The following is a 19762-nucleotide window of genomic DNA, read 5'->3' as shown; positions in this document are numbered from 1 at the left end:
CGCCGGCGACGAGGTGATGAAGGACCTCCAGGGCCCGACGACGCCCGACGCGGCGACGGCCGCCCCGACGTCGGAGGTCGTCCGGGAGACGTCCGGGATGTTCGGCGTGCACGGTCCCGGTGACACCACGGGCTACGGCGGTCTGGTGCGCACCCTGACGATGCCGGCCCCGGCGTCGCGCCCGTACGGTGGCTGGTTCGACGAGGCCGTCGACGTGCTGGCCGAGGTGCTCGGTGAGGCAGGTGTCGCGTTCGACGCGGCCGTCGAGCGGGTCGTCGTCACCGACCCGCGCCGCCGTGCCGCCGGCGAGGGGCCGAGCGCGGACGCCGAGCTCACCCTGTACGTCGCCCGGGAGCACCTCGTCGCCGTCTGCCGGGCCCTGCGCGACGACCAGGACCTCCGCTTCGAGCTGTCGCTCGGCGTGTCCGGCGCGCACTACCCGGAGGACGTGGGCCGCGAGCTGCACGCCCTGTACCACCTGACGTCGGTGACGCACGGACGGCGCATCCGTCTCGAGGTCACGTGCCCCGACGCCGACCCGCACGTGCCGTCGACCACGAGCGTGTACCCGACCCACGACTGGCACGAGCGCGAGACGTGGGACTTCTTCGGCGTCGTCTTCGACGGCCACCCGGGTCTGGCCCGCATCGAGATGCCGGACGACTGGCCGGGGCACCCCCAGCGCAAGGACTACCCGCTCGGCGGCATCCCCGTGGAGTACAAGGGCGCCACGGTGCCGCCGCCGGACACGAGGAGGCGGTACTCATGACCGCGACCGCGGGCATCCCGCACGCCACCCGACCCGCCGCGGAGGACTACGGCCCCGGCGTCGCCGGGTTCGAGGCGTCCGGCGGCGACTGGGACGAGATCGCGCGCGAAGCGATCGGCGAGGAGCGGATCGTCGTCAACATGGGCCCCCAGCACCCGTCCACGCACGGCGTGCTGCGGCTCATGCTGGAGATCGACGGCGAGACGGTCACCGAGGCCCGGTGCGGCATCGGCTACCTGCACACCGGCATCGAGAAGAACATGGAGTTCCGCACCTGGACGCAGGGCACCACGTTCTGCACCCGGATGGACTACCTCGCGCCGTTCTTCCAGGAGACCGCCTTCTGCCTCGGCACGGAGCGCCTCCTCGGCATCACCGACGACGTCCCCGAGCGCGCCGACGTCATCCGGGTGCTCGTCATGGAGCTCAACCGCGTCGCCTCGCACCTCGTGTGCCTCGGCACGGGCGGCAACGAGATGGGCGCCACCACCGTGATGACCATCGGCTTCACCGCCCGCGAGGAGATCCTGCGCATCTTCGAGGCGATCACCGGCCTGCGCATGAACCACGCCTACGTGCGCCCGGGCGGCGTCGCGCAGGACGTCCCCGCCGACCTCACCGACCAGGTGCGGGCCGCCCTGCCGAAGGTCCGCGGCTACCTCAGGGACCTCGGCGACCTCATGCTCGCCAACCCCATCTTCAAGTCCCGCCTGCAGGACGTCGGCGTGCTCAACCTCGCGGGCTGCTTCGCCCTCGGGATCACCGGCCCCGTCCTGCGCTCCGCCGGGCACCCCTACGACGTCCGCAAGGCGTTCCCCTACTCCGGCTACGAGACGTACGACTTCGACGTCCCGACCGACACGGCGTCGGACTGCTACTCCCGTGTCGTCATCCGCCTCGAGGAGTGCTACCAGTCGCTGCGCATCGTCGAGCAGTGCCTGGAACGCCTCGACGCCACGACCGGCGCCCCCGTCATGGTCGCCGACCGCAAGATCGCCTGGCCCGCCCAGCTCGCCGTCGGCGGCGACGGGCAGGGCAACTCCCTCGACCACATCCGCCGCATCATGGGGGAGTCGATGGAAGCCCTCATCCACCATTTCAAGCTCGTCACCGAGGGCTTCGGCGTGCCGGCCGGGCAGACGTGGCAGACGGTCGAGCACCCCCGCGGCGAGCTCGGCGTCCACCTCGTCTCCGACGGCGGCACCCGCCCCTACCGGGCGCACTTCCGCGACCCGTCGTTCAACAACCTCCAGGCCGTGTCCGTGATGTGCGAGGGCGGCCAGGTGGCCGACGTCGTCGTGGCGGTCGCGTCCCTCGACCCCGTGCTGGGAGGCGTCGACCGATGACCGCCGAACCCCTGGGCGCCCGCTCGCGCACCGGCTACGACGCCGCCACCCTGGAGGCGCTCAGCGCCGACGCCGAGCAGATCAAGGCCCGCTACCCCGACGAGCGCTCCGGGCTGCTCCCGATGCTGCACCTCGTGCAGTCCGTCGACGGGTACGTCAGCCGCGACGGCATCGTGTTCTGCGCCGAGCAGCTCGGTCTGACCGCCGCGGAGGTGTCCGCCGTCGCGACGTTCTACACCCAGTACAAGCGCCACCCCAACGGCGAGTACACCGTCGGCGTCTGCACGAACACGCTGTGCGCCGTCATGGGCGGCGACGCCATCTTCGACCGGCTCAGCCAGCACCTCGACGTCGGCCACGACGAGACGACCCCCGACGGCTCCATCACGCTGGAGCGCGTCGAGTGCAACGCCGCCTGCGACTACGCGCCCGTGGTGATGGTCAACTGGGAGTTCTTCGACAACCAGACCCCGGAGTCCGCGACCGACCTGGCCGACCGGCTGCGCGCCGGCGAGGACGTCGCCCCCACTCGCGGGGCGGCGAGCGTCTGCTCGTTCAGGGCCATGAGCCGCGTGCTCGCGGGGTTCCCGGACGGGCGCGCCGACGAGGGCGTGGGGGCGGGGGACCCGTCGCTCGCCGGGCTGCGGCTGGCGCGGGCCGCTGCGGCCGTGGACGGTCCGGTTGAGGGGGAGGAGTCCTTGTCGCCGGGCGACCATCCGGCTCCTCGTTCCTCGCAGCCTCCCGCCAGGCCCAGCCAGCCCGGCGACAAGGACTCCTCCCCCTCGCCCTCCGCGGGACAGCCCGAGCCGGGTTCGTCGGACGGCGGAGCCACGGACGGCGGCACGACGGACGGTGGGAGGACGGCGGCGCCGGAGACGGGCGGCGAGCAGTCGAGCGCCGAGCGCACGGAGGTCGCGCCGGAGGACGACGAGCCGGCTCGCCTGCCCGACGGCGGCAAGCCGAACCCGGAGCCGGAGAAGGGTGGCGACGATGACTGACCTGCTGCCGGTCCTCACCGACACGTGGGACCACGAGCAGTCGTGGAAGCTGGCGACCTACGAGGCCGCGGGCGGGTACTCCGCGCTGCGGACGGCGCTCGGCATGGAGCCGGGGGACGTCGTGCAGGCCGTCAAGGACTCGGGGCTGCGCGGGCGCGGGGGAGCGGGGTTCCCCACCGGCATGAAGTGGGGCTTCCTGCCCCCGCCGGACGGCGGGCCGCGGTACCTGGTGGTCAACGCGGACGAGTCCGAGCCGGGCACCTGCAAGGACATCCCGCTGATGCTGGCGAGCCCGCAGCACCTCATCGAGGGCGTGATCATCACCAGCTACGCGATCGGCTGCCACCACGCGTTCGTCTACGTGCGCGGCGAGGTGCTGCACGTGTACCGGCGCCTGCTGGAGGCCGTGCGCGAGGCGTACGAGGCGGGCCACCTCGGCACGGACATCCACGGGTCGGGCTACGACCTGGAGGTGACGGTGCACGCCGGGGCCGGCGCCTACATCTGCGGCGAGGAGACGGCGCTGCTGGACTCCCTCGAGGGGCGGCGCGGCCAGCCGCGGCTCAAGCCGCCGTTCCCCGCCGTCGCGGGCCTGTACGCGCGACCCACCGTGGTGAACAACGTGGAGTCGATCGCGTCGGTCCCGGGGATCGTCGGCCGGGGCGCCGACTGGTTCGCCGGTCTGGGCACGGAGAAGTCGCAGGGGCACGGGCTGTTCTCCCTGTCGGGGCACGTGGTGACGCCCGGGCAGTACGAGGCGCCGCTCGGCATCACGCTGCGCGAGCTGCTCGACCTCGCCGGCGGGGTGCGCCCCGGGCACGAGCTGAAGTTCTGGACCCCGGGCGGGTCGTCGACGCCGATCTTCACCGCCGCGCACCTCGACGTCCCCCTCGACTACGAGTCCGTCGGGGCCGCCGGGTCGATGCTCGGCACGCGCGCGCTGCAGATCTTCGACGAGACGACGTGCGTCGTGCGCGCCGTGTCCCGGTGGACGGACTTCTACGCCCACGAGTCGTGCGGCAAGTGCACGCCGTGCCGGGAGGGCACCTACTGGTTGAAGCAGGTGCTGCACCGCATCGAGGCGGGGCTCGGCGAGGAACGTGACGTCGACCTGCTGCTGGACCTGTGCGACAACATCCTCGGCCGGGCGTTCTGCGCGCTCGGCGACGGCGCGACGTCGCCGATCACGTCCAGCATCGAGCACTTCCGCGACGAGTACGAGGCCCACCTCGACGGGCGCGGGTGCCCGTTCGACCCGGCCCGGTCCACCCTGTTCGACGACACCCCCGAGGCGCCGACGGCGCTGGCCGGGGCGGGAGGCCGCTCATGACCGCCACCACCGACAAGCCGGCCGCTACGCCGGTCGAGACGGTCACGTGCACGATCGACGAGGTCGAGGTGACCGTGCCGAAGGGCACGCTGATCATCCGGGCCGCGGAGCAGGTCGGCATCGAGATCCCGCGGTTCTGCGACCACCCGCTGCTGGAGCCGGCCGGCGCCTGCCGGCAGTGCCTCGTCGAGGTCGCGATGCCGGACCGCGAGGGCAACCTGCGTCCCATGCCGAAGCCGCAGGCGTCGTGCACGATGACGGTCACGCCCGGCATGGTCGTCAAGACGCAGCGGACGTCGGCGGTGGCGGACAAGGCGCAGCACGGGGTCATGGAGCTGCTGCTCATGAACCACCCGCTGGACTGCCCGGTCTGCGACAAGGGCGGCGAGTGCCCGCTGCAGAACCAGGCGATGACGAACGGGCGCGCCGAGTCCCGCTTCGAGGACGTCAAGCGGACGTTCCCCAAGCCGATCCGGGTCTCCACGCAGGTGCTGCTCGACCGGGAGCGCTGCGTGCTGTGCCAGCGGTGCACCCGGTTCAGCGAGGAGATCGCGGGCGACGCGTTCATCGCGCTCCAGGAGCGCGGCGCGGACCAGCAGGTCGGCCGGTTCGACGAGGGCGTGCTGGACTTCGCGCCGCCCCCCGACCGGCAGCGCGCGGACACCGGATCCGATGGTCCCGCTGATCCTGCACTCGCCAGCTCGCTCCGGACCAGCGGTCCGGTGGACATTCCTTTCGGGGTCGCGCTGCCGGACACCTCCGGCCGTCCCTTCGCGTCGTACTTCTCCGGCAACACGGTGCAGATCTGCCCGGTCGGTGCGTTGACCAGCGCCCGCTACCGGTTCCGCGCCCGGCCCTTCGACCTCGTGTCGACGCCGAGCATCGCCGAGCACGACTCGTGCGGGTCCGCGATCCGCGTCGACCACCGCCGCGGCGTGGTCATGCGACGGCTGTCCGGGGACGACCCGGCGGTCAACGAGGAGTGGATCACCGACAAGGACCGGTTCGCCTTCACGTGGCAGACGTCGCCCGACCGGCTGACCACCCCCCTGGTCCGCACCGACGGCGAGCTGCGGCCCGCGTCGTGGGTGGAGGCCCTCGAGGTCGCCGCGCAGGGTCTGGCGGCGGCGCGCGACGACGGCGGCGTCGGGGTGCTGCCCGGCGGCCGGCTCACCGTCGAGGACGCGTTCACCTGGTCCCGGTTCGCCCGCACCGTGCTGCGCACCGACGACGTCGACCAGCGCGTCCGGACGCACTCGGCCGAGGAGGCCGACTTCCTCGCCCACGCGGTGGCCGGCCGCGGCGTCGGCGTGACGTTCGCGGACCTCGAGCAGGCGCCGGCGGTGCTGCTGGCGGGCCTGGAGGCCGAGGAGGAGGCCGGGGTCACGTTCCTTCGGCTGCGCAAGGGGGTGCGGCGCGGCGCCCGGGTGTTCTCGGTGGCGCCGTTCGCGAGCCGCGGCCTCGCCCGGCTCGACGGGACCCTGCTCCCGGGTGCGCCCGGGACCGAGGCGGAGTGGCTGGGCACCCTGGCCGCGCAGGCCCAGGGCGACCTGGTCCCGGCCGACGCCGACCGCGAGCTCCTGGCCGACGTCGCCGGTGCGCTCGGTCAGGACGGCGCCGTCCTCCTGGTGGGGGAACGGCTCGCGACGTCGCCGGGGGCGTACTCCGCGGCGCTGCGGCTGGCCGCGGCGACCGGCGCCCGGATCGCGTGGATCCCGCGTCGCGCGGGGGAGCGCGGCGGTCTGGAGGCGGGGCTGCTGCCCGGTCTGCTGCCCGGCGGGCGCCCGCTCACCGACCCGTCGGCGCGCGCCGAGACCGCGGCCGCGTGGGGCGTCGACGTCGCCGCGCTGCCCACGGCCCGCGGCCTCGACACCGCCGGGATCCTCGACGCGCTGAGCGTCGGGCAGCTCTCCGGCGTCCTCGTCGGCGGCGTGGACCCGGCCGACCTGCCCGACCCGGACCACGCCCGGCGGGCGCTCGCCGCGGCGCGCTTCGTCGTCTCGCTGGAGGTGCGACGCACCGAGGTGACCGACCTGGCCGACGTCGTCCTGCCCGTCGCGCCCCCGGCCGAGCGGGCCGGGTCGTACTGGAACTGGGAGGGTCGCGTGCGGTCCTTCGGCCAGGCGCTCGACTCGTCGGCGCTGCCCGACCACCGGGTGCTCGACGCGCTCGCCGCGCAGCTCGGTGCCGAGCTCGGGGCGCAGGACCCCGTCGTGGCGCACCGGGCGGTCGCGGCCCTGCCCGCCTGGACCGGGGACCGGGTCGCGGCGCCGCAGGAGCAGCCCGCCGACCCGGCGCCCGTGCCGGACGGCAGCGCGGTCCTCGCGGGCTGGCGCCTCCTGCTGGACGACGGCTCGCTGCAGGACGGCGAGCAGTTCCTCGCCGGCACCGCGAAGACGCCGGTCGCGCGGATGAGCGCGGTCACCGCCGCCGGGTTCGACGTCTTCGACGGCGACCGCGTGACCGTGTCGACCGACCGCGGGGCCATCACCCTGCCCGTGGCGATCACGGAGATGGTGGACCACGTCGTGTGGCTGCCGCTGGCCGGCCGGGGATGCCGGGTGCACGACACCCTCGGCGCGTCCCCGGGCGACCCGGTGCGCGTCACCCCTGCCGAGAAGGGAGACGACGCATGATCCCGGGCGTCGACGCCGACTTCAGCAACGACACCATCTGGGTGTCGATCGTCAAGGCCGTGCTCATCGTCGTGTTCCTGCTGACCTCCGTGCTGTTCGCGATCTGGTTCGAGCGCAAGGTCGTGGCGCGGATGCAGCTGCGACCGGGCCCGAACTGGCACGGCCCGTTCGGCCTGCTCCAGTCGCTGGCGGACGCCATGAAGCTCCTGCTCAAGGAGGACGTGACGGTCACCCGGGCCGACAAGATGGTGTACCTGCTGGCCCCTATGATCTCGGTGTTCTGCTCCCTGCTGGTGTACGCCGTCATCCCGTTCGGGCCGAGCGTCACCATCCCGTTCACCGACTTCACGACGCCGCTGCAGCTCACCGACTTCCCCGTCGCCGTGCTCTACATCCTGGCGTGCGCGTCGATCGGCGTGTACGGGATCGTGCTGGGCGGCTGGTCGTCGGGCTCCACGTACCCGCTGCTCGGGTCGGTGCGCTCCACCGCGCAGGTCATCTCCTACGAGCTCGCGATGGGGCTGTCCCTGGTCAGCGTGTTCGTCATGGCCGGGTCGATGTCGACCTCGTCGATCGTGGCCTCGCAGGCCGGGCTGTGGTGGTTCGTCCCGCTGGCGCCCGCGTTCGTCATCTTCCTCATCTCGATGGTGGGCGAGACCAACCGTCTGCCCTTCGACCTGCCCGAGGCGGAGGGCGAGCTCGTCTCCGGCTACATGACCGAGTACTCGTCGATGAAGTTCGCGTGGTTCTTCCTCGCGGAGTACATCGCGATGCTCAACGTGTCGGCCGTCGCCACGACGCTGTTCCTCGGCGGGTGGCGCGCCCCCTGGCCGCTGTCGCTGATCGGTGACGGCGTGCTCAACACCGGCTGGTGGCCGCTGCTGTGGTTCCTCGCCAAGGTGTGGCTCCTCATGTTCGTCTTCGTGTGGATCCGCGGCACCCTGCTGCGACTGCGCTACGACCAGTTCATGGTGTTCGGCTGGAAGGTCCTCATCCCGTTCGCCCTCGGCTGGCTGGTCGTGCTCGCCACGTTCCAGTGGCTGGGGCTGGCCGGCGTGACCCGGACGCAGATGATCGTCGCGATCCTCGTGGCGCTCGCCGTCGTGCTGCTCACGCTGTGGCTCTGGCCGGCGCGCACGAGACCCGACGACGACGCGGGCCCGGGCGCCGGACACGACGGCACCGCGACGTTCGACGCGTTCGCCGACGGGTTCCCCGTGCCGCCGCTGCCGGGCCAGTCCCTGCCGCCGTCGCCGCGCGCACGGCGGTCGGTGCCCCCGGCCGAGCCGGGCACCGAGCCCGCCGGCACGGGCGCCACCGGCACCACCACCACGACCGCCACGGCGACGTCCCCCGTGCGCCCCGAGGACGAGGAGACGCGATGACCACGCCGTACGAGCCGCTGCGCCCGACCAGGGGACCGGTGGGCGAGCTCCTCGCCCCGGTCGCCGGATTCGGGGTGACATTCGCCTCGATGTTCCGGCCCGCCGTCACCGAGGAGTACCCCCGCCGCAAGACGCCGCCGCAGACGCGCTTCCACGGCCGCCACCAGCTCAACCGGTACGCGGACGGCCTGGAGAAGTGCATCGGCTGCGAGCTGTGCGCGTGGGCGTGCCCGGCGGACGCGATCTACGTCGAGGGCGCCGACAACGTCGACGCCGTCGACGGCGCCCCCGAGGCGCACATGAGCCCGGGGGAGCGGTACGGCCGCGTCTACCAGATCAACTACCTGCGCTGCATCTTCTGCGGGCTGTGCATCGAGGCGTGCCCGACGCGCGCCCTGACGATGACCAACGACTTCGAGCTCGCCGGCCCCACCCGGGCCGGGATGATCTACGAGAAGCAGGACATCCTCGCGCCGCTCGCGCAGGGCATGCTCGCCGCACCGCACCCCATGGTCGAGGGCACCACGGACACCGAGTACTACCGGGGCGAGGTGACGGCACCCACGGCCGAGCAGGTCGAGTGGGTGCGCGAGCACCGGCCCGACGACGCCACGCTCGACGCCGCGGCCGCCGTCGTCGCCGGGGACGCCCCCGCCCCCGAGCCCGAGCAGCACGAGCTGCGCCCCGACCAGGACCGCGCGGCGGCCGAGCGCGCCGCCGCGCACGAGTCGAACCTCGACGGCCGCTGGACCGAGCGGGAGGCCCGCGCATGACCGTGTCCGGCGGCGAGGCCGTCCTCTTCTGGGTCGTCGCGCCGCTCATGGTGCTCGCCGCCGCCGGGCTGCTGTTCGCCCGCCGGGCCGTGCACGCCGCGGTGTGCGTCGTGTTCGTCATGATCGGCCTGGCCGTGCTCTACGTCGCCCAGGAGGCGCCGTTCCTCGGGATCGTGCAGATCGTCGTCTACACCGGCGCCGTGATGATGCTGTTCCTCTTCGTCCTCATGCTGGTGGGCGTCGACGCCGCCGACTCCCTCACCGAGACCATCCGCGGGCAGCGCTGGATCGGCGTGCTCCTCGGGCTGGGGCTCGCCGCCGTGCTGTGCGGCGTGATCGCGCAGGCGACGTTCCCGCCGGCGCGCGGGCTCGCCGCCGCGAACGAGGTGACCAACCCGGTGGCGCTCGCCCGGATCGTCATGGAGCACTACGTCGTGGCGATGGAGGCCGTCGGCATCCTGCTCGTCACCGCAGCGCTCGCCGGCCTGGTGCTCACGCACCGTCGGAGCCTCGGCCGCAAGCCGACGCAGCGGGCGCTCGCCGAGGCGAAGGTCGCCGCCCTGCCGAGCGGGCGCACCCTCACCCCGCTGCCGGCCCCGGGCGTCTACGCGCAGAACAACGCGATGGACACCCCGGCGCTCGACCCGCAGGGACGACCCCTGGAGCACTCCGTTCCCCGCGTGCTGCGGATCCGCGGTCAGGAGCGTTCGGCCACCGAGCTGCTCACGGCCGAGGACACGCTCGTGCAGCAGCTCACGGCCCGGGCGGACGACCCGGAGACCGGCCCCGAGGAGGAGCGCTGATGGAGCTCACCCACTACCTCTACCTGGCGTCGATCCTGTTCGCGCTGGGCGCCACCACGGTCCTGCTGCGCCGCAACGCCATCGTGGTGTTCATGGGCGTCGAGCTCATGCTCAACGCCACCAACCTCGCCCTGGTGACGTTCGCCCGGATGCACGGCGACGTCACCGGCCAGGTGCTCGCGTTCTTCGTCATGGTCGTCGCGGCCGCGGAGGTCGTCGTCGGTCTCGCGATCATCGTGACGATCTTCCGTGCCCGCCGGTCGGCCTCGGTCGACGACGTCAACCTGCTGAAGAGCTGAAGGGCCGACGGTGATGCAGACACTCTCCCTGGCGCCGTGGCTGGTCGCGACGCCGCTGATCGGTGCCGCCCTGCTGCTCCTGCTCGGCCGGTGGACGGACCGGTGGGGGCACTGGCTGGGCGTGCTCGCCTCGACGGCGACGTTCGTGATCGGCCTGGTCATGCTGCTGGACATGCTGGGCACGCCCGCCGAGGAGCGGGTGGCGCAGCACACGGTCGGCACGTGGATCGAGGCGGGCCCGCTGTCCGTCGACCTGGGCTTCCAGATCGACCCGCTGTCCCTGACGTTCGTCCTGCTCGTGACGTTCGTCGGCACCCTCATCCACGTGTACTCGGTGGCGTACATGTCCCACGACCGCGACCGCCGCCGGTTCTTCGCCTACCTCAACCTGTTCGTCGCGGCGATGCTGCTGCTCGTCACCGCGGACTCCTACCTGCTGCTGTTCGTCGGCTGGGAGGGCGTGGGTCTCGCGTCGTTCCTGCTGATCGGCTTCTGGGATCACCACCTGCCCAACGCGGTGGCCGGCAAGAAGGCGTTCGTCATGAACCGCGTCGGCGACATGGGGCTGCTGGCCGCGATGATGCTCATGCTCGCGAACGTCGGTGCGGTGGACTTCGCGACCGTCCTCGGGAACACCGGCGCGGACGGGATCGAGGGCGCCGGGCTGCCCGAGGGCACGTGGACCGCGATCGGCCTGCTGCTCCTGCTGGCCGCGTGCGGCAAGTCCGCACAGCTCCCGCTCCAGGCGTGGCTCGGGGACGCGATGGCCGGCCCGACGCCGGTGTCCGCGCTGATCCACGCCGCCACGATGGTCACGGCGGGCGTCTACCTGCTGGTGCGTTCGGGGCCGATCCTCGAGGCGGCGCCGGACGCGCAGCTCGTCGTGGCGGTCGTCGGCACGCTGACCCTGCTGTTCGGGGCGGTCGTGGGTTGCGCCAAGGACGACATCAAGAAGGCGCTGGCCGCCTCCACGATGTCCCAGATCGGCTACATGATGCTCGCCGCCGGGCTGGGACCGGTGGGGTACGCGTTCGCGATCTTCCACCTCGTCACGCACGGCTTCTTCAAGGCCGGGCTGTTCCTCGGGGCGGGATCGGTCATGCACGCGATGGACGACGACGTCGACATGCGCCGCTTCGGCGGCCTCGCCCGCCTGCTGCCGGTCACGGCGATCACGATGGGTCTCGGCTGGCTCGCGATCCTCGGCGTCCCGCCGTTCTCGGGCTTCTACTCCAAGGACAAGATCATCGAGTCGGCGTTCGTCGGCGAGGGCTGGGAGCCGTGGGTGTTCGGCACCGCGGCCATGCTCGGTGCGGGGATCACCGCGTACTACATGTCGAGGCTGTTCTTCATGACGTTCGCCGGCCGCAAGCGGTGGAGCCCGGACGCCGGGGGCGAGCACGTGCAGCGTCACCCGCACGAGTCGCCGCTGCTCATGACCGTTCCGATGATCGTCCTGGCCGTCGGGTCGGTCGGGCTCGGGTTCGTGCTCAACGCGGGCGACCGGTTCGTGCACTGGCTGGAGCCCGTGACCGGGCACGCCGAGCACCACGAGCCCGTGCTGCCGATCTGGCTGATCATGACCCTCACGCTGCTGCTCGTCGTGCTCGGCGCCGTGCTCGCGTTCCGGCAGTACGCGGTCGCGGCCGTCCCGACGACGCCCCCGCCGGCGTCCGCCCTGGTGCGTGCGGCCCGGGTGGACCTCCACCAGGACGACGTCAACGAGACCCTCGTGATGCTGCCCGGCCAGGTGCTCACGAGGTCCCTGGTCTACGCCGACCGGACGGCCGTCGACGCGGGCTGGCTGGGGCTGGCGAGCGGCGTCGGGCGGTTCGGCCGCGCGCTGCGCGGGATGCAGTCCGGGTACACGAGGCAGTACGCGGCGGTGACGCTGGGCGGCCTCGGTGTGGTGGTGCTGGTGATCTGGCTCGTGGCCCAGGGCACGAGCTGAGCGGAGGAGCTTCGATGGTGACATTCCCCTGGTTGACGGCGCTGGCGGCCTGGCCGCTGGTGGCCGCGCTGGCCACCGCGCTGACCGGCGTCGGGCGCGGGCGCCCCGTGGCGGGCGTGACGGGCGGTGGCCGGTTCAGCGCCGGCACGGCTCGCACGGTCGCGCTCGTGGGCGCCCTGGTCGAGGTCGGGCTGCTGGTCGGCGCCTTCCTCGCGTTCGACACCGCGACGGCGGGCACGCACCAGCTCACCGAGACCCACGCGTGGATCCCGGCGCTCGGCGCGAGCTACGCCGTCGGCGTCGACGGCGTCGGCCTGCTGCTCGTCGCGCTGTCCGTCGGCCTGGTGCCGCTGGTGATCCTCGCGGCCTGGCACGAGCAGGGCGGTGACGCCGTGAGGCTGCGACGCTACCTCGCCACCGTCCTGGTGCTGCTGAGCTTCATGGTGCTGGTGTTCGCCGCGCGCGACGTCTTCCTGTTCTACGTCGTGTTCGAGGCGATGCTCATCCCCGCCTACTTCCTCATCGGCGGCTTCGGGCAGGGGGCGCAGCGCCGGTACGCCGCCGTGAAGTTCCTCATGTTCTCGCTCGGCGGCGGCCTCGTCATGCTCGCCGCGGTCGTCTCGCTGTACCTCCAGGTGCCGGTCGACGCCGCCACGGGCACCCGCCCGCCGGACGCGTTCCTGACCGACACCCTCACCGGGCTGACGCTCGACCCGACCGCGGAGCGTCTCATGTTCGGCGCCTTCTTCCTCGCGTTCGCGATCAAGGCCCCGATGTTCGGCGTCCACACGTGGCTGCCCGACGTCACGCAGAACGCCACCCCCGGCACGTCCACGCTGCTCATCTGCGTCCTGGACAAGGTCGGCACCTTCGGGATGCTCACCCTGTGCCTGCCGCTGTTCCCCGACGCCAGCCGCTGGGCGGCCCCGTTCGTCGTGGTCCTCGCGGTGATCTCGATCCTCTACGGCGCGATCCTCGCCATCGGGCAGACAGACGTGCTGCGCCTCATCGGCTACACCTCGGTGTCCCACTTCGGGTTCATCATCCTGGGCATCTTCACCTTCACCTCGCTGGGGATCTCCGGGTCGAGCTTCATGATGCTCAACCACGGCGTCTCCACCGGGGCGCTGTTCCTCCTCGCGGGCTTCGCCATCGCCCGGCACCCGCGGCGCAGCCAGGAGATCGGCGACTACGGCGGCCTGCGGACCGTCGCCCCGGTGCTCGGCGGCACCTTCCTGGTGGCCGGGCTGTCCGCGCTCGCGCTGCCCGGACTGTCCACCTTCGTGTCCGAGGTCATGGTGTTCCTCGGCGCGTACGGGCGCTGGCCCGCCGCCGCCCTCGTCGCGGTGCCCGCCGTGGTGCTCGCCGCCGTGTACGTCCTGCTCACCTACCAGCGCATGTTCACCGGCGCCGTCGGCGCCGAGATCGCGGGGGTGCCCGACCTGGGCCGCCGCGAGAAGGTCGTCGCCGGGGTGCTGGTGACCGCGCTGGTCGCGCTCGGGCTCGTCCCGGGACCCGCGCTCGACTACGTCCGTGAGCCCGCCACCGTGTCCGTCGAGACGGTGGGCGCCACCGATCCGCAGCCCGTGCTCGGCGCGGCCGAGGGGAGCCAGCAGTGAACGAGTTCGACGCCCCGCAGATCGACTGGGCGGTCCTGTCGCCCGTGCTCGTCGTGCTCGCCGCCGGTGTGGTCGGGGTGCTCGTCGAGGCCTTCGTCCCGGCGCGCGCCCGGCGCACCACCCAGCTCGTCGTCACCCTCGCGGCGCTCGCGGGGACGGTCGTGGCCGTCGCGCTCCAGTGGGACCGCGTCGCCACGGACGGGTACGCGGCCGTCGTCGACGGCACGTTCCTGCTCACGCCGTTCACGCTCGGCATCCAGGCCGTCGTCGCGGTCCTGGCGTTCCTGGGGGTGCTCGTCGTCGCCGACCGCACCGGCGCGGGGGAGGACTCGTTCGCCCCCACCGCCGCCGCGGTGCCCGGCACCGCCTACGAGGACGCGGCCCGCGAGGCCGGTCTCCAGCAGACCGAGATCTACCCCCTGATGCTGTTCGCCACGGGCGGCATGCTGCTGTTCCCCGCCACCGACAACCTCATCGTGCTGTTCATCGCGCTCGAGATGATGTCGCTGCCGCTGTACGTGCTCTGCGCGACCGCGCGCCGTCGCCGCCTGCTCAGCCAGGAGGCCGCGTTCAAGTACTTCGTGCTCGGGTCGTTCGCGAGCGCGCTCATGCTCTTCGGCATCGCGCTGGTGTACGGCTTCGCCGCGTCGGTCAGCCTGGAGACGGTCGTCTACGTGCTCCAGCACCCCGACTCGACCGTGCTCGCCGACATGCCGGGCCTGGTCATCACGGGCGCCCTGCTGGTCACGGTGGGCCTGCTGTTCAAGATCGGTGCGGCGCCGTTCCACACCTGGACGCCCGACGTCTACCAGGGGGCCCCCACACCGGTCACCGGGTTCATGGCGGCCTGCGTCAAGGCCGCCGCGGCCGGTGCGCTGGTGCGGGTCGTCTTCACACTGGCCGCCGGGCTGGACGAGCAGCTCCGCGCGGACCTCGTGACCGGGCTGTGGGTCGTCGCGATCCTCACCATGGTCGTGGGCACGGTCGCGGGCGCCGTGCAGACCGACGTCAAGCGGATGCTGGCCTACTCCTCGATCGCGCACGCCGGGTTCCTGCTCGTGGCCACGGTCGGCTTCTCCGCCACCGGGTCGCGGGCGATCCTGTTCTACGTCCTGGCCTACGGCCTGGCGACGGTCGGCGCGTTCGCCGTCGTCACCCTCGTGCGCGAGCGGGACGCCGACGGCAACGTGCTCGGCGAGGCCACCCACCTCACCCAGTGGGCGGGGCTCGCGCGGCGCGCCCCGCTGCTCGCCGCCGCGTTCTGCCTGTTCCTGCTGTCGATGGCGGGCATCCCGCTGACGGCGGGCTTCATCGCCAAGTTCTCGGTGTTCTCCGCGGCCGTCGACGCCGGGGCGTGGCCGCTGGCCGTGATCGGTGTCCTCGCGTCCGTGGTCGCGGTGTTCTTCTACGTGCGGCTCATCGTCCTCATGGTGCTGACGCCCCCCTTGGAAGACGCAGGCGACGCCGTGCACGCAGGGGACGCCGCCGGAGCGTCCGCCGCGACGGGCCGCGCGTCCGACGAGTCCGCCGACGGCGACGCGGCGGGCGGCGGCGCGCGCACCCTCACCGCGGCACGCCGAGCCGTCACGCAGGTCGGGGTCGTCGTGGTGGCGTCCCGCGGCCCGGCCGCGGTCGCGATCGCGCTGTGCGTCCTCGGGGTCGTCGCGCTCGGCGTGGTGCCGGGGCCGGTGCTCGACTGGATGACGCAGGCCGCCGACTTCCGGCCGTAGTGGCGGCCGGCGAGGGTCCCGTTCGGCCACCGGTGCCGTCGGAAGATAGGTTCGGACCGTGACAGGTGCTTCCCACGTCCCGGCGCAGGCCGCCGCGACCCTGCCCACGGGCATCCCGATGCAGGATCCGGCGCTGGCGGACCGGATCGCGCAGCGCATGGCCGCGGTCGACGCCGCGCTCGACGCGGCCACGCGCTCGGCCGACCAGCTCGCCGACGACGCCGGTCGCCACCTCGTGGCAGCGGGCGGCAAGCGGTTCCGCCCGCTGCTCACGCTGCTCGCCGGCGAGCTCGGTGACGGGGCCGTCCCGGAGCTCGTCGACGCGGCGGTCGTCGTCGAGCTCACGCAGGTCGCGTCGCTCTACCACGACGACGTCATGGACTCCGCCCCGATGCGCCGCGGGGCGCCGTCGGCGCACCAGGTGTGGGGCAACACCGTGGCGATCCTCGTGGGCGACCTGCTGTTCGCCCGTGCGTCGGCGCTGGTCGCGGGTCTCGGTCCCGAGGCCGTGGTGCTGCAGTCGCGCACGTTCGAGCGGATGTGCCTCGGGCAGCTCCACGAGACCATCGGCCCCCGCGACGGCGAGGACGCCGTCGACCACTACCTGCAGGTCCTCAGCGACAAGACGGCGTCGCTGCTGGCGACGTCGGCCCGCCTGGGTGCGATGTTCGGCGGCTGTCCGCCGGAGGTGGTCGAGGCGGTGACCGCCTACGGCGAGAAGGTGGGCCTGGCGTTCCAGCTCGCCGACGACGTCCTCGACATCACGTCGACGGGCGCCGAGTCCGGCAAGACGCCGGGGACGGACCTGCGAGAGCACGTGCCGACGATGCCGGTGCTGCTGCTGCGCCGGAGCGTCGAGCGCGGCGAGGGGACGCCTGCCGACGCGGACCTCCTGGCCCGGCTCGACGGCGACCTGTCGGACGACGCCGCGCTGGCCGCCGTCGTGGCGGACCTGCGCGACCACGACGTGCTGTCCCGGACACGGGAGCTGGCGCACCGGTGGGCCCAGGAGGCGGCGGCGGAGCTCGCCCCGCTGCCCGAGGGGCCGGTCCGGCAGGCCTTCGCCGACCTGGCCGACGCGCTGGCGGACCGCACCGTCTGATCCGCCCGCACCGCCGCGTCAGCCGGCGAGCCGGGCGGCGGTGAGCGCCAGCGCCGCGCCGGCGAGCATGAACGGCCCGAACGCGAGGGCGGTGCTGCGGGTGGCGCGACGTGCGGCGACCAGGCCGAGGGCGACGACACCCCCGACGACGAACGGCAGGACGAGGGCGGCGAGCCAGGTCGACCATCCGGCCCAGGCGGTGAGCAGGCCGACGAGCGGTGCGAGCTTGACGTCGCCGAGCCCCAGGCCGGCCCGGTGCACGAGGTGCAGCAGCAGGTAGAGCCCGCCCAGGGCGGCCGCGCCCACGAGGGCCCGGACGAGTGCCGCGCCGTCCGCGCCGGCGAGCGCGGCGACCGCCAGCAGTGCGACGACGACGACGGTGGCCGGGGCGGTGATCGCGTCGGGCAGCCGGTGGGTGCGGGCGTCCACGACCCACAGGGCCGCGCCGGCGGCCGCGGCGACGACGACGGCGGGTGTCGTCCAGCCCGGACCGCTGACCCAGACCGCCCAGGCCGTCGCGGGGACGAGGCTCCAGGTCACGGCGCGGCGGTGCGGGGCGATCTCGTCGGCGGTGCGCGTCAGCGTCGGCGGCATGGCCGGATGCTACGCAGCGGCGGGGTGGGCGCGTCGCGGCCGTCCACAGGCTCGATCGGACGGGAGGGCGACCCATGAACCACTTCTGCTCGCCTGGTGAGACGGCCTGTTCAGTTCCCGAGACGTCTGTGGCATCCTGGAAGTGTTGAGGCCTTGGCGTGAGGTAAACCTCACCTGCGCCCGAGGGATGCCTCCTAGAATCGAACCTCACGCAAGCCCCGACCCGGAAGGCGTACCTGGCTGTGACCAGCACCCGATCCCTGCGCGTCGCGATCGTCGGCGCGGGCCCCGCGGGCATCTACGCCGCGGACATCCTGTCGAAGACGGACCTCGACGTCAGCATCGACCTCATCGAGCGTCTGCCCGCGCCGTTCGGCCTGGTCCGCTACGGCGTCGCGCCCGACCACCCGCGCATCAAGGCGATCATCAACGCCCTGCACAAGGTGCTGAGCAAGGGCGACGTGCGCCTGCTCGCCAACGTCAACTACGGCGTCGACCTCAAGCTCGAGGACCTCCGCCAGTACTACGACGCGGTGATCTTCTCGACGGGGGCCATCAAGGACGCGGCGCTGCCGATCCCCGGCATCGACCTCGACGGCTCCTACGGTGCCGCCGACTTCGTGTCCTGGTTCGACGGCCACCCCGACGTGCCGCGCACCTGGCCGCTGGAGGCCAAGGAGGTCGCCGTCCTCGGCGCCGGGAACGTCGCCCTCGACGTGGCCCGCATCCTGGCCAAGCACCCGAAGGACCTCCTGGTCACGGAGATCCCGGCGAACGTGCAGGCCGGGCTCGAGGCCTCGCCCGTCACCGACGTGCACGTCTTCGCGCGTCGCGGTCCGGCGCAGGTCAAGTTCTCGCCGCTGGAGCTGCGCGAGCTCGGGCACGTCCCGGACGTCGACATCGTCGTGTACCCCGAGGACTACGACTTCGACGAGGGCTCGATGGCCGCCATCGAGGCGACCAACCAGACCAAGCAGGTCGTCAAGACCCTCACCGACTGGACGCTCGTCGACCCGTCGCAGCAGACAGCGTCGCGCCGCATCCACCTGCACTTCCTGCACTCCCCGACCGAGGTTCTCGGCGAGGACGGCAAGGTCGTCGGCCTGCGCACGGAGCGCACCGCCCTGCAGGGCGACGGCACCGTCAAGGGCACCGGCGAGCACCACGACTGGCCCGTCCAGGCCGTCTACCGGGCCGTCGGCTACTTCGGGTCCCCGCTGCCGGAGATCCCGTTCGACGACCTCAAGGGCGTCATCTCCAACCGGGAGGGTCGCGTCGTCGACCTCGACGGCGAGCACCTGCCCGGCGTGTACACCACCGGCTGGATCAAGCGCGGCCCGGTCGGCCTCATCGGCCACACCAAGTCGGACGCGTCGGAGACGGTGCGGCACCTGGTCGAGGACGTCACGGGCGTCGTGGCCGGCGCCGACGCGCAGGGCGACCTCGACGGCGGCCGCACCGCCCCGCACGGCGAGCCGCAGCAGATCGTCGACTTCCTCGTCGAGCGGGGCGTCGACGTCGTCACCTGGGACGAGTTCAGCGTGCTGGACGCCTACGAGCTCGGTCTCGGCGAGGCCGCCGGGCGCGAGCGCATCAAGGTCGTCCCGCGCGAGGACATGATCGACGTCGCCAAGGGCCGCCGCGCCTGAGCGACCACCGCCGGCACCGTCCGGCGACCCGGCACCGGGCCGGGACGGGACCCTGGTCCTGTCCCGGCCCGTCGCCGTCCGGCACCCTGCGGTAGGGTCCGGGCTCGTCCCGCCGTCGACGGAGAGGTCCCCCGTGAACGCCCAGAACAAGCGCGTGCTGTTCGTCGTGGTCCTGGTGGCCTTCGCCACCTGGTCGGTCCTGCGCCTCGCGCGCGACCTCCAGCAGGGCCGTTCCGAGGCCGCGACGATCTGGATCGCGCTGCTGGTCGTGCTGGCGATCGTCGGCGTCACCCTGATGGTCGTGGTGCGACGGGCCGCGGCCTGCGCGGCCAACGCGGCCCGGTACCGGCCCGGCGCCGTCGTCGTCCCCGGCTTCACGACGGCGGAGATGACGGACATCGCCCGCCACCAGGGTGCGTCCGCGCGCGGCTGGATGCCGATGGGCGGCAGCCCCGTGGCGGTCGTCGTCACCCCGACGGAGCTCGAGGTGTGGGGCCGCAAGGACACCGGGCCGCGCTGGGTCGTGCAGCGCACGCCTGGCGGCGTGACCAGCAACAAGGCCGTCTACGGCAGCCGGGAGGTCGACGCCGTGTGGGCGCACGACGGCCTGGCCGCCGCCGTGCTCGTCCCGGCCTACCGCCCGCTGCGGGCCACGGCGGGTGCGGTCGGCACGGACGTCGAGCGTGCCGTCGCGGAGCTCACGGGCGCCGCGACGGACCCCCGGGACGGCTCGCACCACTGACCCTCCCGACGGGCATGGGGAGTACTCCCCATGCCC

Annotated in this window: 16 protein-coding genes; 15 read left to right on the top strand and 1 reads right to left on the bottom strand. The window is 73.0% G+C overall.

Going from position 1 to position 19762, the window contains the following annotated elements; translation table 11 throughout:
* The first annotated feature begins 16 nt into the window (after positions 1 to 16).
* The 13 genes from I598_RS08540 (at position 17) to I598_RS08480 (ending at position 16741) form a co-directional block, all read left to right on the top strand.
* Positions 17 to 769, top strand: a complete 753-nt coding sequence (locus I598_RS08540; protein ID WP_068205141.1) for an NADH-quinone oxidoreductase subunit C — start codon at positions 17 to 19, stop codon at positions 767 to 769.
* Positions 766 to 2115, top strand: a complete 1350-nt coding sequence (locus tag I598_RS08535; protein WP_068202594.1) for an NADH-quinone oxidoreductase subunit D — start codon at positions 766 to 768, stop codon at positions 2113 to 2115. The genes I598_RS08540 and I598_RS08535 overlap by 4 nt, the downstream gene beginning before the upstream one ends.
* On the top strand, positions 2112 to 3113 hold the full coding sequence (nuoE, locus tag I598_RS08530) for an NADH-quinone oxidoreductase subunit NuoE (RefSeq protein WP_083973069.1): 1002 nt from the start codon (positions 2112 to 2114) through the stop codon (positions 3111 to 3113). The genes I598_RS08535 and nuoE overlap by 4 nt, the downstream gene beginning before the upstream one ends.
* A complete protein-coding gene (nuoF, locus tag I598_RS08525) occupies positions 3106 to 4443 on the top strand; it encodes an NADH-quinone oxidoreductase subunit NuoF (RefSeq protein WP_068205140.1) in 1338 nt (445 codons plus the stop codon). The genes nuoE and nuoF overlap by 8 nt, the downstream gene beginning before the upstream one ends.
* The gene (locus I598_RS08520) at positions 4440 to 7079 is read left to right on the top strand and encodes an NADH-quinone oxidoreductase subunit G (RefSeq protein ID WP_068202593.1); all 2640 of its coding nucleotides are present in this window, start codon (positions 4440 to 4442) and stop codon (positions 7077 to 7079) included. Before nuoF ends, I598_RS08520 begins: the two co-directional genes overlap by 4 nt.
* Positions 7076 to 8464 (top strand): NADH-quinone oxidoreductase subunit NuoH, encoded by a 1389-nt coding sequence (gene nuoH / locus I598_RS08515; protein ID WP_083973068.1) that lies wholly within the window; start codon positions 7076 to 7078, stop codon positions 8462 to 8464. The genes I598_RS08520 and nuoH overlap by 4 nt, the downstream gene beginning before the upstream one ends.
* The gene (gene nuoI, locus I598_RS08510) at positions 8461 to 9237 is read left to right on the top strand and encodes an NADH-quinone oxidoreductase subunit NuoI (RefSeq protein ID WP_068202592.1); all 777 of its coding nucleotides are present in this window, start codon (positions 8461 to 8463) and stop codon (positions 9235 to 9237) included. Before nuoH ends, nuoI begins: the two co-directional genes overlap by 4 nt.
* On the top strand, positions 9234 to 10040 hold the full coding sequence (locus tag I598_RS08505; RefSeq protein WP_083973067.1) for an NADH-quinone oxidoreductase subunit J: 807 nt from the start codon (positions 9234 to 9236) through the stop codon (positions 10038 to 10040). Before nuoI ends, I598_RS08505 begins: the two co-directional genes overlap by 4 nt.
* On the top strand, positions 10040 to 10339 hold the full coding sequence (gene nuoK / locus I598_RS08500; RefSeq protein WP_068202591.1) for an NADH-quinone oxidoreductase subunit NuoK: 300 nt from the start codon (positions 10040 to 10042) through the stop codon (positions 10337 to 10339). Before I598_RS08505 ends, nuoK begins: the two co-directional genes overlap by 1 nt.
* 13 nt (positions 10340 to 10352) lie before the next feature.
* Positions 10353 to 12290: an NADH-quinone oxidoreductase subunit L gene (nuoL, locus tag I598_RS08495; RefSeq protein ID WP_068205139.1), complete on the top strand. Its 1938-nt coding sequence runs from the start codon at positions 10353 to 10355 to the stop codon at positions 12288 to 12290.
* Positions 12291 to 12304: 14 nt separating this feature from the next.
* The gene (locus I598_RS08490; protein ID WP_068202590.1) at positions 12305 to 13909 is read left to right on the top strand and encodes an NADH-quinone oxidoreductase subunit M; all 1605 of its coding nucleotides are present in this window, start codon (positions 12305 to 12307) and stop codon (positions 13907 to 13909) included.
* Entirely contained in the window at positions 13906 to 15639 is a 1734-nt protein-coding gene (nuoN, locus tag I598_RS08485) for an NADH-quinone oxidoreductase subunit NuoN (protein ID WP_068202589.1), read from the top strand. The genes I598_RS08490 and nuoN overlap by 4 nt, the downstream gene beginning before the upstream one ends.
* 118 nt (positions 15640 to 15757) lie before the next feature.
* Entirely contained in the window at positions 15758 to 16741 is a 984-nt protein-coding gene (locus tag I598_RS08480; RefSeq protein ID WP_068205138.1) for a polyprenyl synthetase family protein, read from the top strand.
* An 18-nt stretch (positions 16742 to 16759) separates the two neighbouring features.
* Here the strand turns inward: I598_RS08480 and I598_RS08475 are convergent, their stop codons facing one another.
* Complete coding sequence (locus tag I598_RS08475) at positions 16760 to 17335, bottom strand: prepilin peptidase (protein WP_068202588.1); 576 nt, start codon at positions 17333 to 17335, stop codon at positions 16760 to 16762.
* A 242-nt stretch (positions 17336 to 17577) separates the two neighbouring features.
* On the opposite strand from I598_RS08475, the gene I598_RS08470 reads away from it, so the two are divergent.
* Together I598_RS08470 and I598_RS08465 are read left to right on the top strand one after the other, a co-directional pair.
* Positions 17578 to 18984, top strand: a complete 1407-nt coding sequence (locus tag I598_RS08470; protein ID WP_068202587.1) for an FAD-dependent oxidoreductase — start codon at positions 17578 to 17580, stop codon at positions 18982 to 18984.
* Positions 18985 to 19117: 133 nt separating this feature from the next.
* The gene (locus I598_RS08465) at positions 19118 to 19726 is read left to right on the top strand and encodes a hypothetical protein (protein WP_068202586.1); all 609 of its coding nucleotides are present in this window, start codon (positions 19118 to 19120) and stop codon (positions 19724 to 19726) included.
* Positions 19727 to 19762: the final 36 nt, after the last annotated feature.

Source organism: Isoptericola dokdonensis DS-3 (assembly GCF_001636295.1).
In the GTDB taxonomy this organism is placed as follows: Bacteria; Actinomycetota; Actinomycetes; order Actinomycetales; family Cellulomonadaceae; genus Isoptericola; species Isoptericola dokdonensis.
This window is presented reverse-complemented; position numbering and strand designations above follow the sequence as displayed.

Coding starts and splice junctions, on each gene's coding strand:
- I598_RS08480 (WP_068205138.1), top strand. CDS start 15,758: ATGCAGGATCCGGCGCTGGCGGACCGGATCGCGCAGCGCATGGCCGCG.
- nuoF (WP_068205140.1), top strand. CDS start 3,106: ATGACTGACCTGCTGCCGGTCCTCACCGACACGTGGGACCACGAGCAG.
- nuoK (WP_068202591.1), top strand. CDS start 10,040: ATGGAGCTCACCCACTACCTCTACCTGGCGTCGATCCTGTTCGCGCTG.
- I598_RS08490 (WP_068202590.1), top strand. CDS start 12,305: ATGGTGACATTCCCCTGGTTGACGGCGCTGGCGGCCTGGCCGCTGGTG.
- nuoI (WP_068202592.1), top strand. CDS start 8,461: ATGACCACGCCGTACGAGCCGCTGCGCCCGACCAGGGGACCGGTGGGC.
- nuoH (WP_083973068.1), top strand. CDS start 7,076: ATGATCCCGGGCGTCGACGCCGACTTCAGCAACGACACCATCTGGGTG.
- nuoE (WP_083973069.1), top strand. CDS start 2,112: ATGACCGCCGAACCCCTGGGCGCCCGCTCGCGCACCGGCTACGACGCC.
- I598_RS08540 (WP_068205141.1), top strand. CDS start 17: ATGAAGGACCTCCAGGGCCCGACGACGCCCGACGCGGCGACGGCCGCC.
- I598_RS08475 (WP_068202588.1), bottom strand. CDS start 17,335: ATGCCGCCGACGCTGACGCGCACCGCCGACGAGATCGCCCCGCACCGC.
- I598_RS08505 (WP_083973067.1), top strand. CDS start 9,234: ATGACCGTGTCCGGCGGCGAGGCCGTCCTCTTCTGGGTCGTCGCGCCG.
- I598_RS08535 (WP_068202594.1), top strand. CDS start 766: ATGACCGCGACCGCGGGCATCCCGCACGCCACCCGACCCGCCGCGGAG.
- nuoL (WP_068205139.1), top strand. CDS start 10,353: ATGCAGACACTCTCCCTGGCGCCGTGGCTGGTCGCGACGCCGCTGATC.
- I598_RS08520 (WP_068202593.1), top strand. CDS start 4,440: ATGACCGCCACCACCGACAAGCCGGCCGCTACGCCGGTCGAGACGGTC.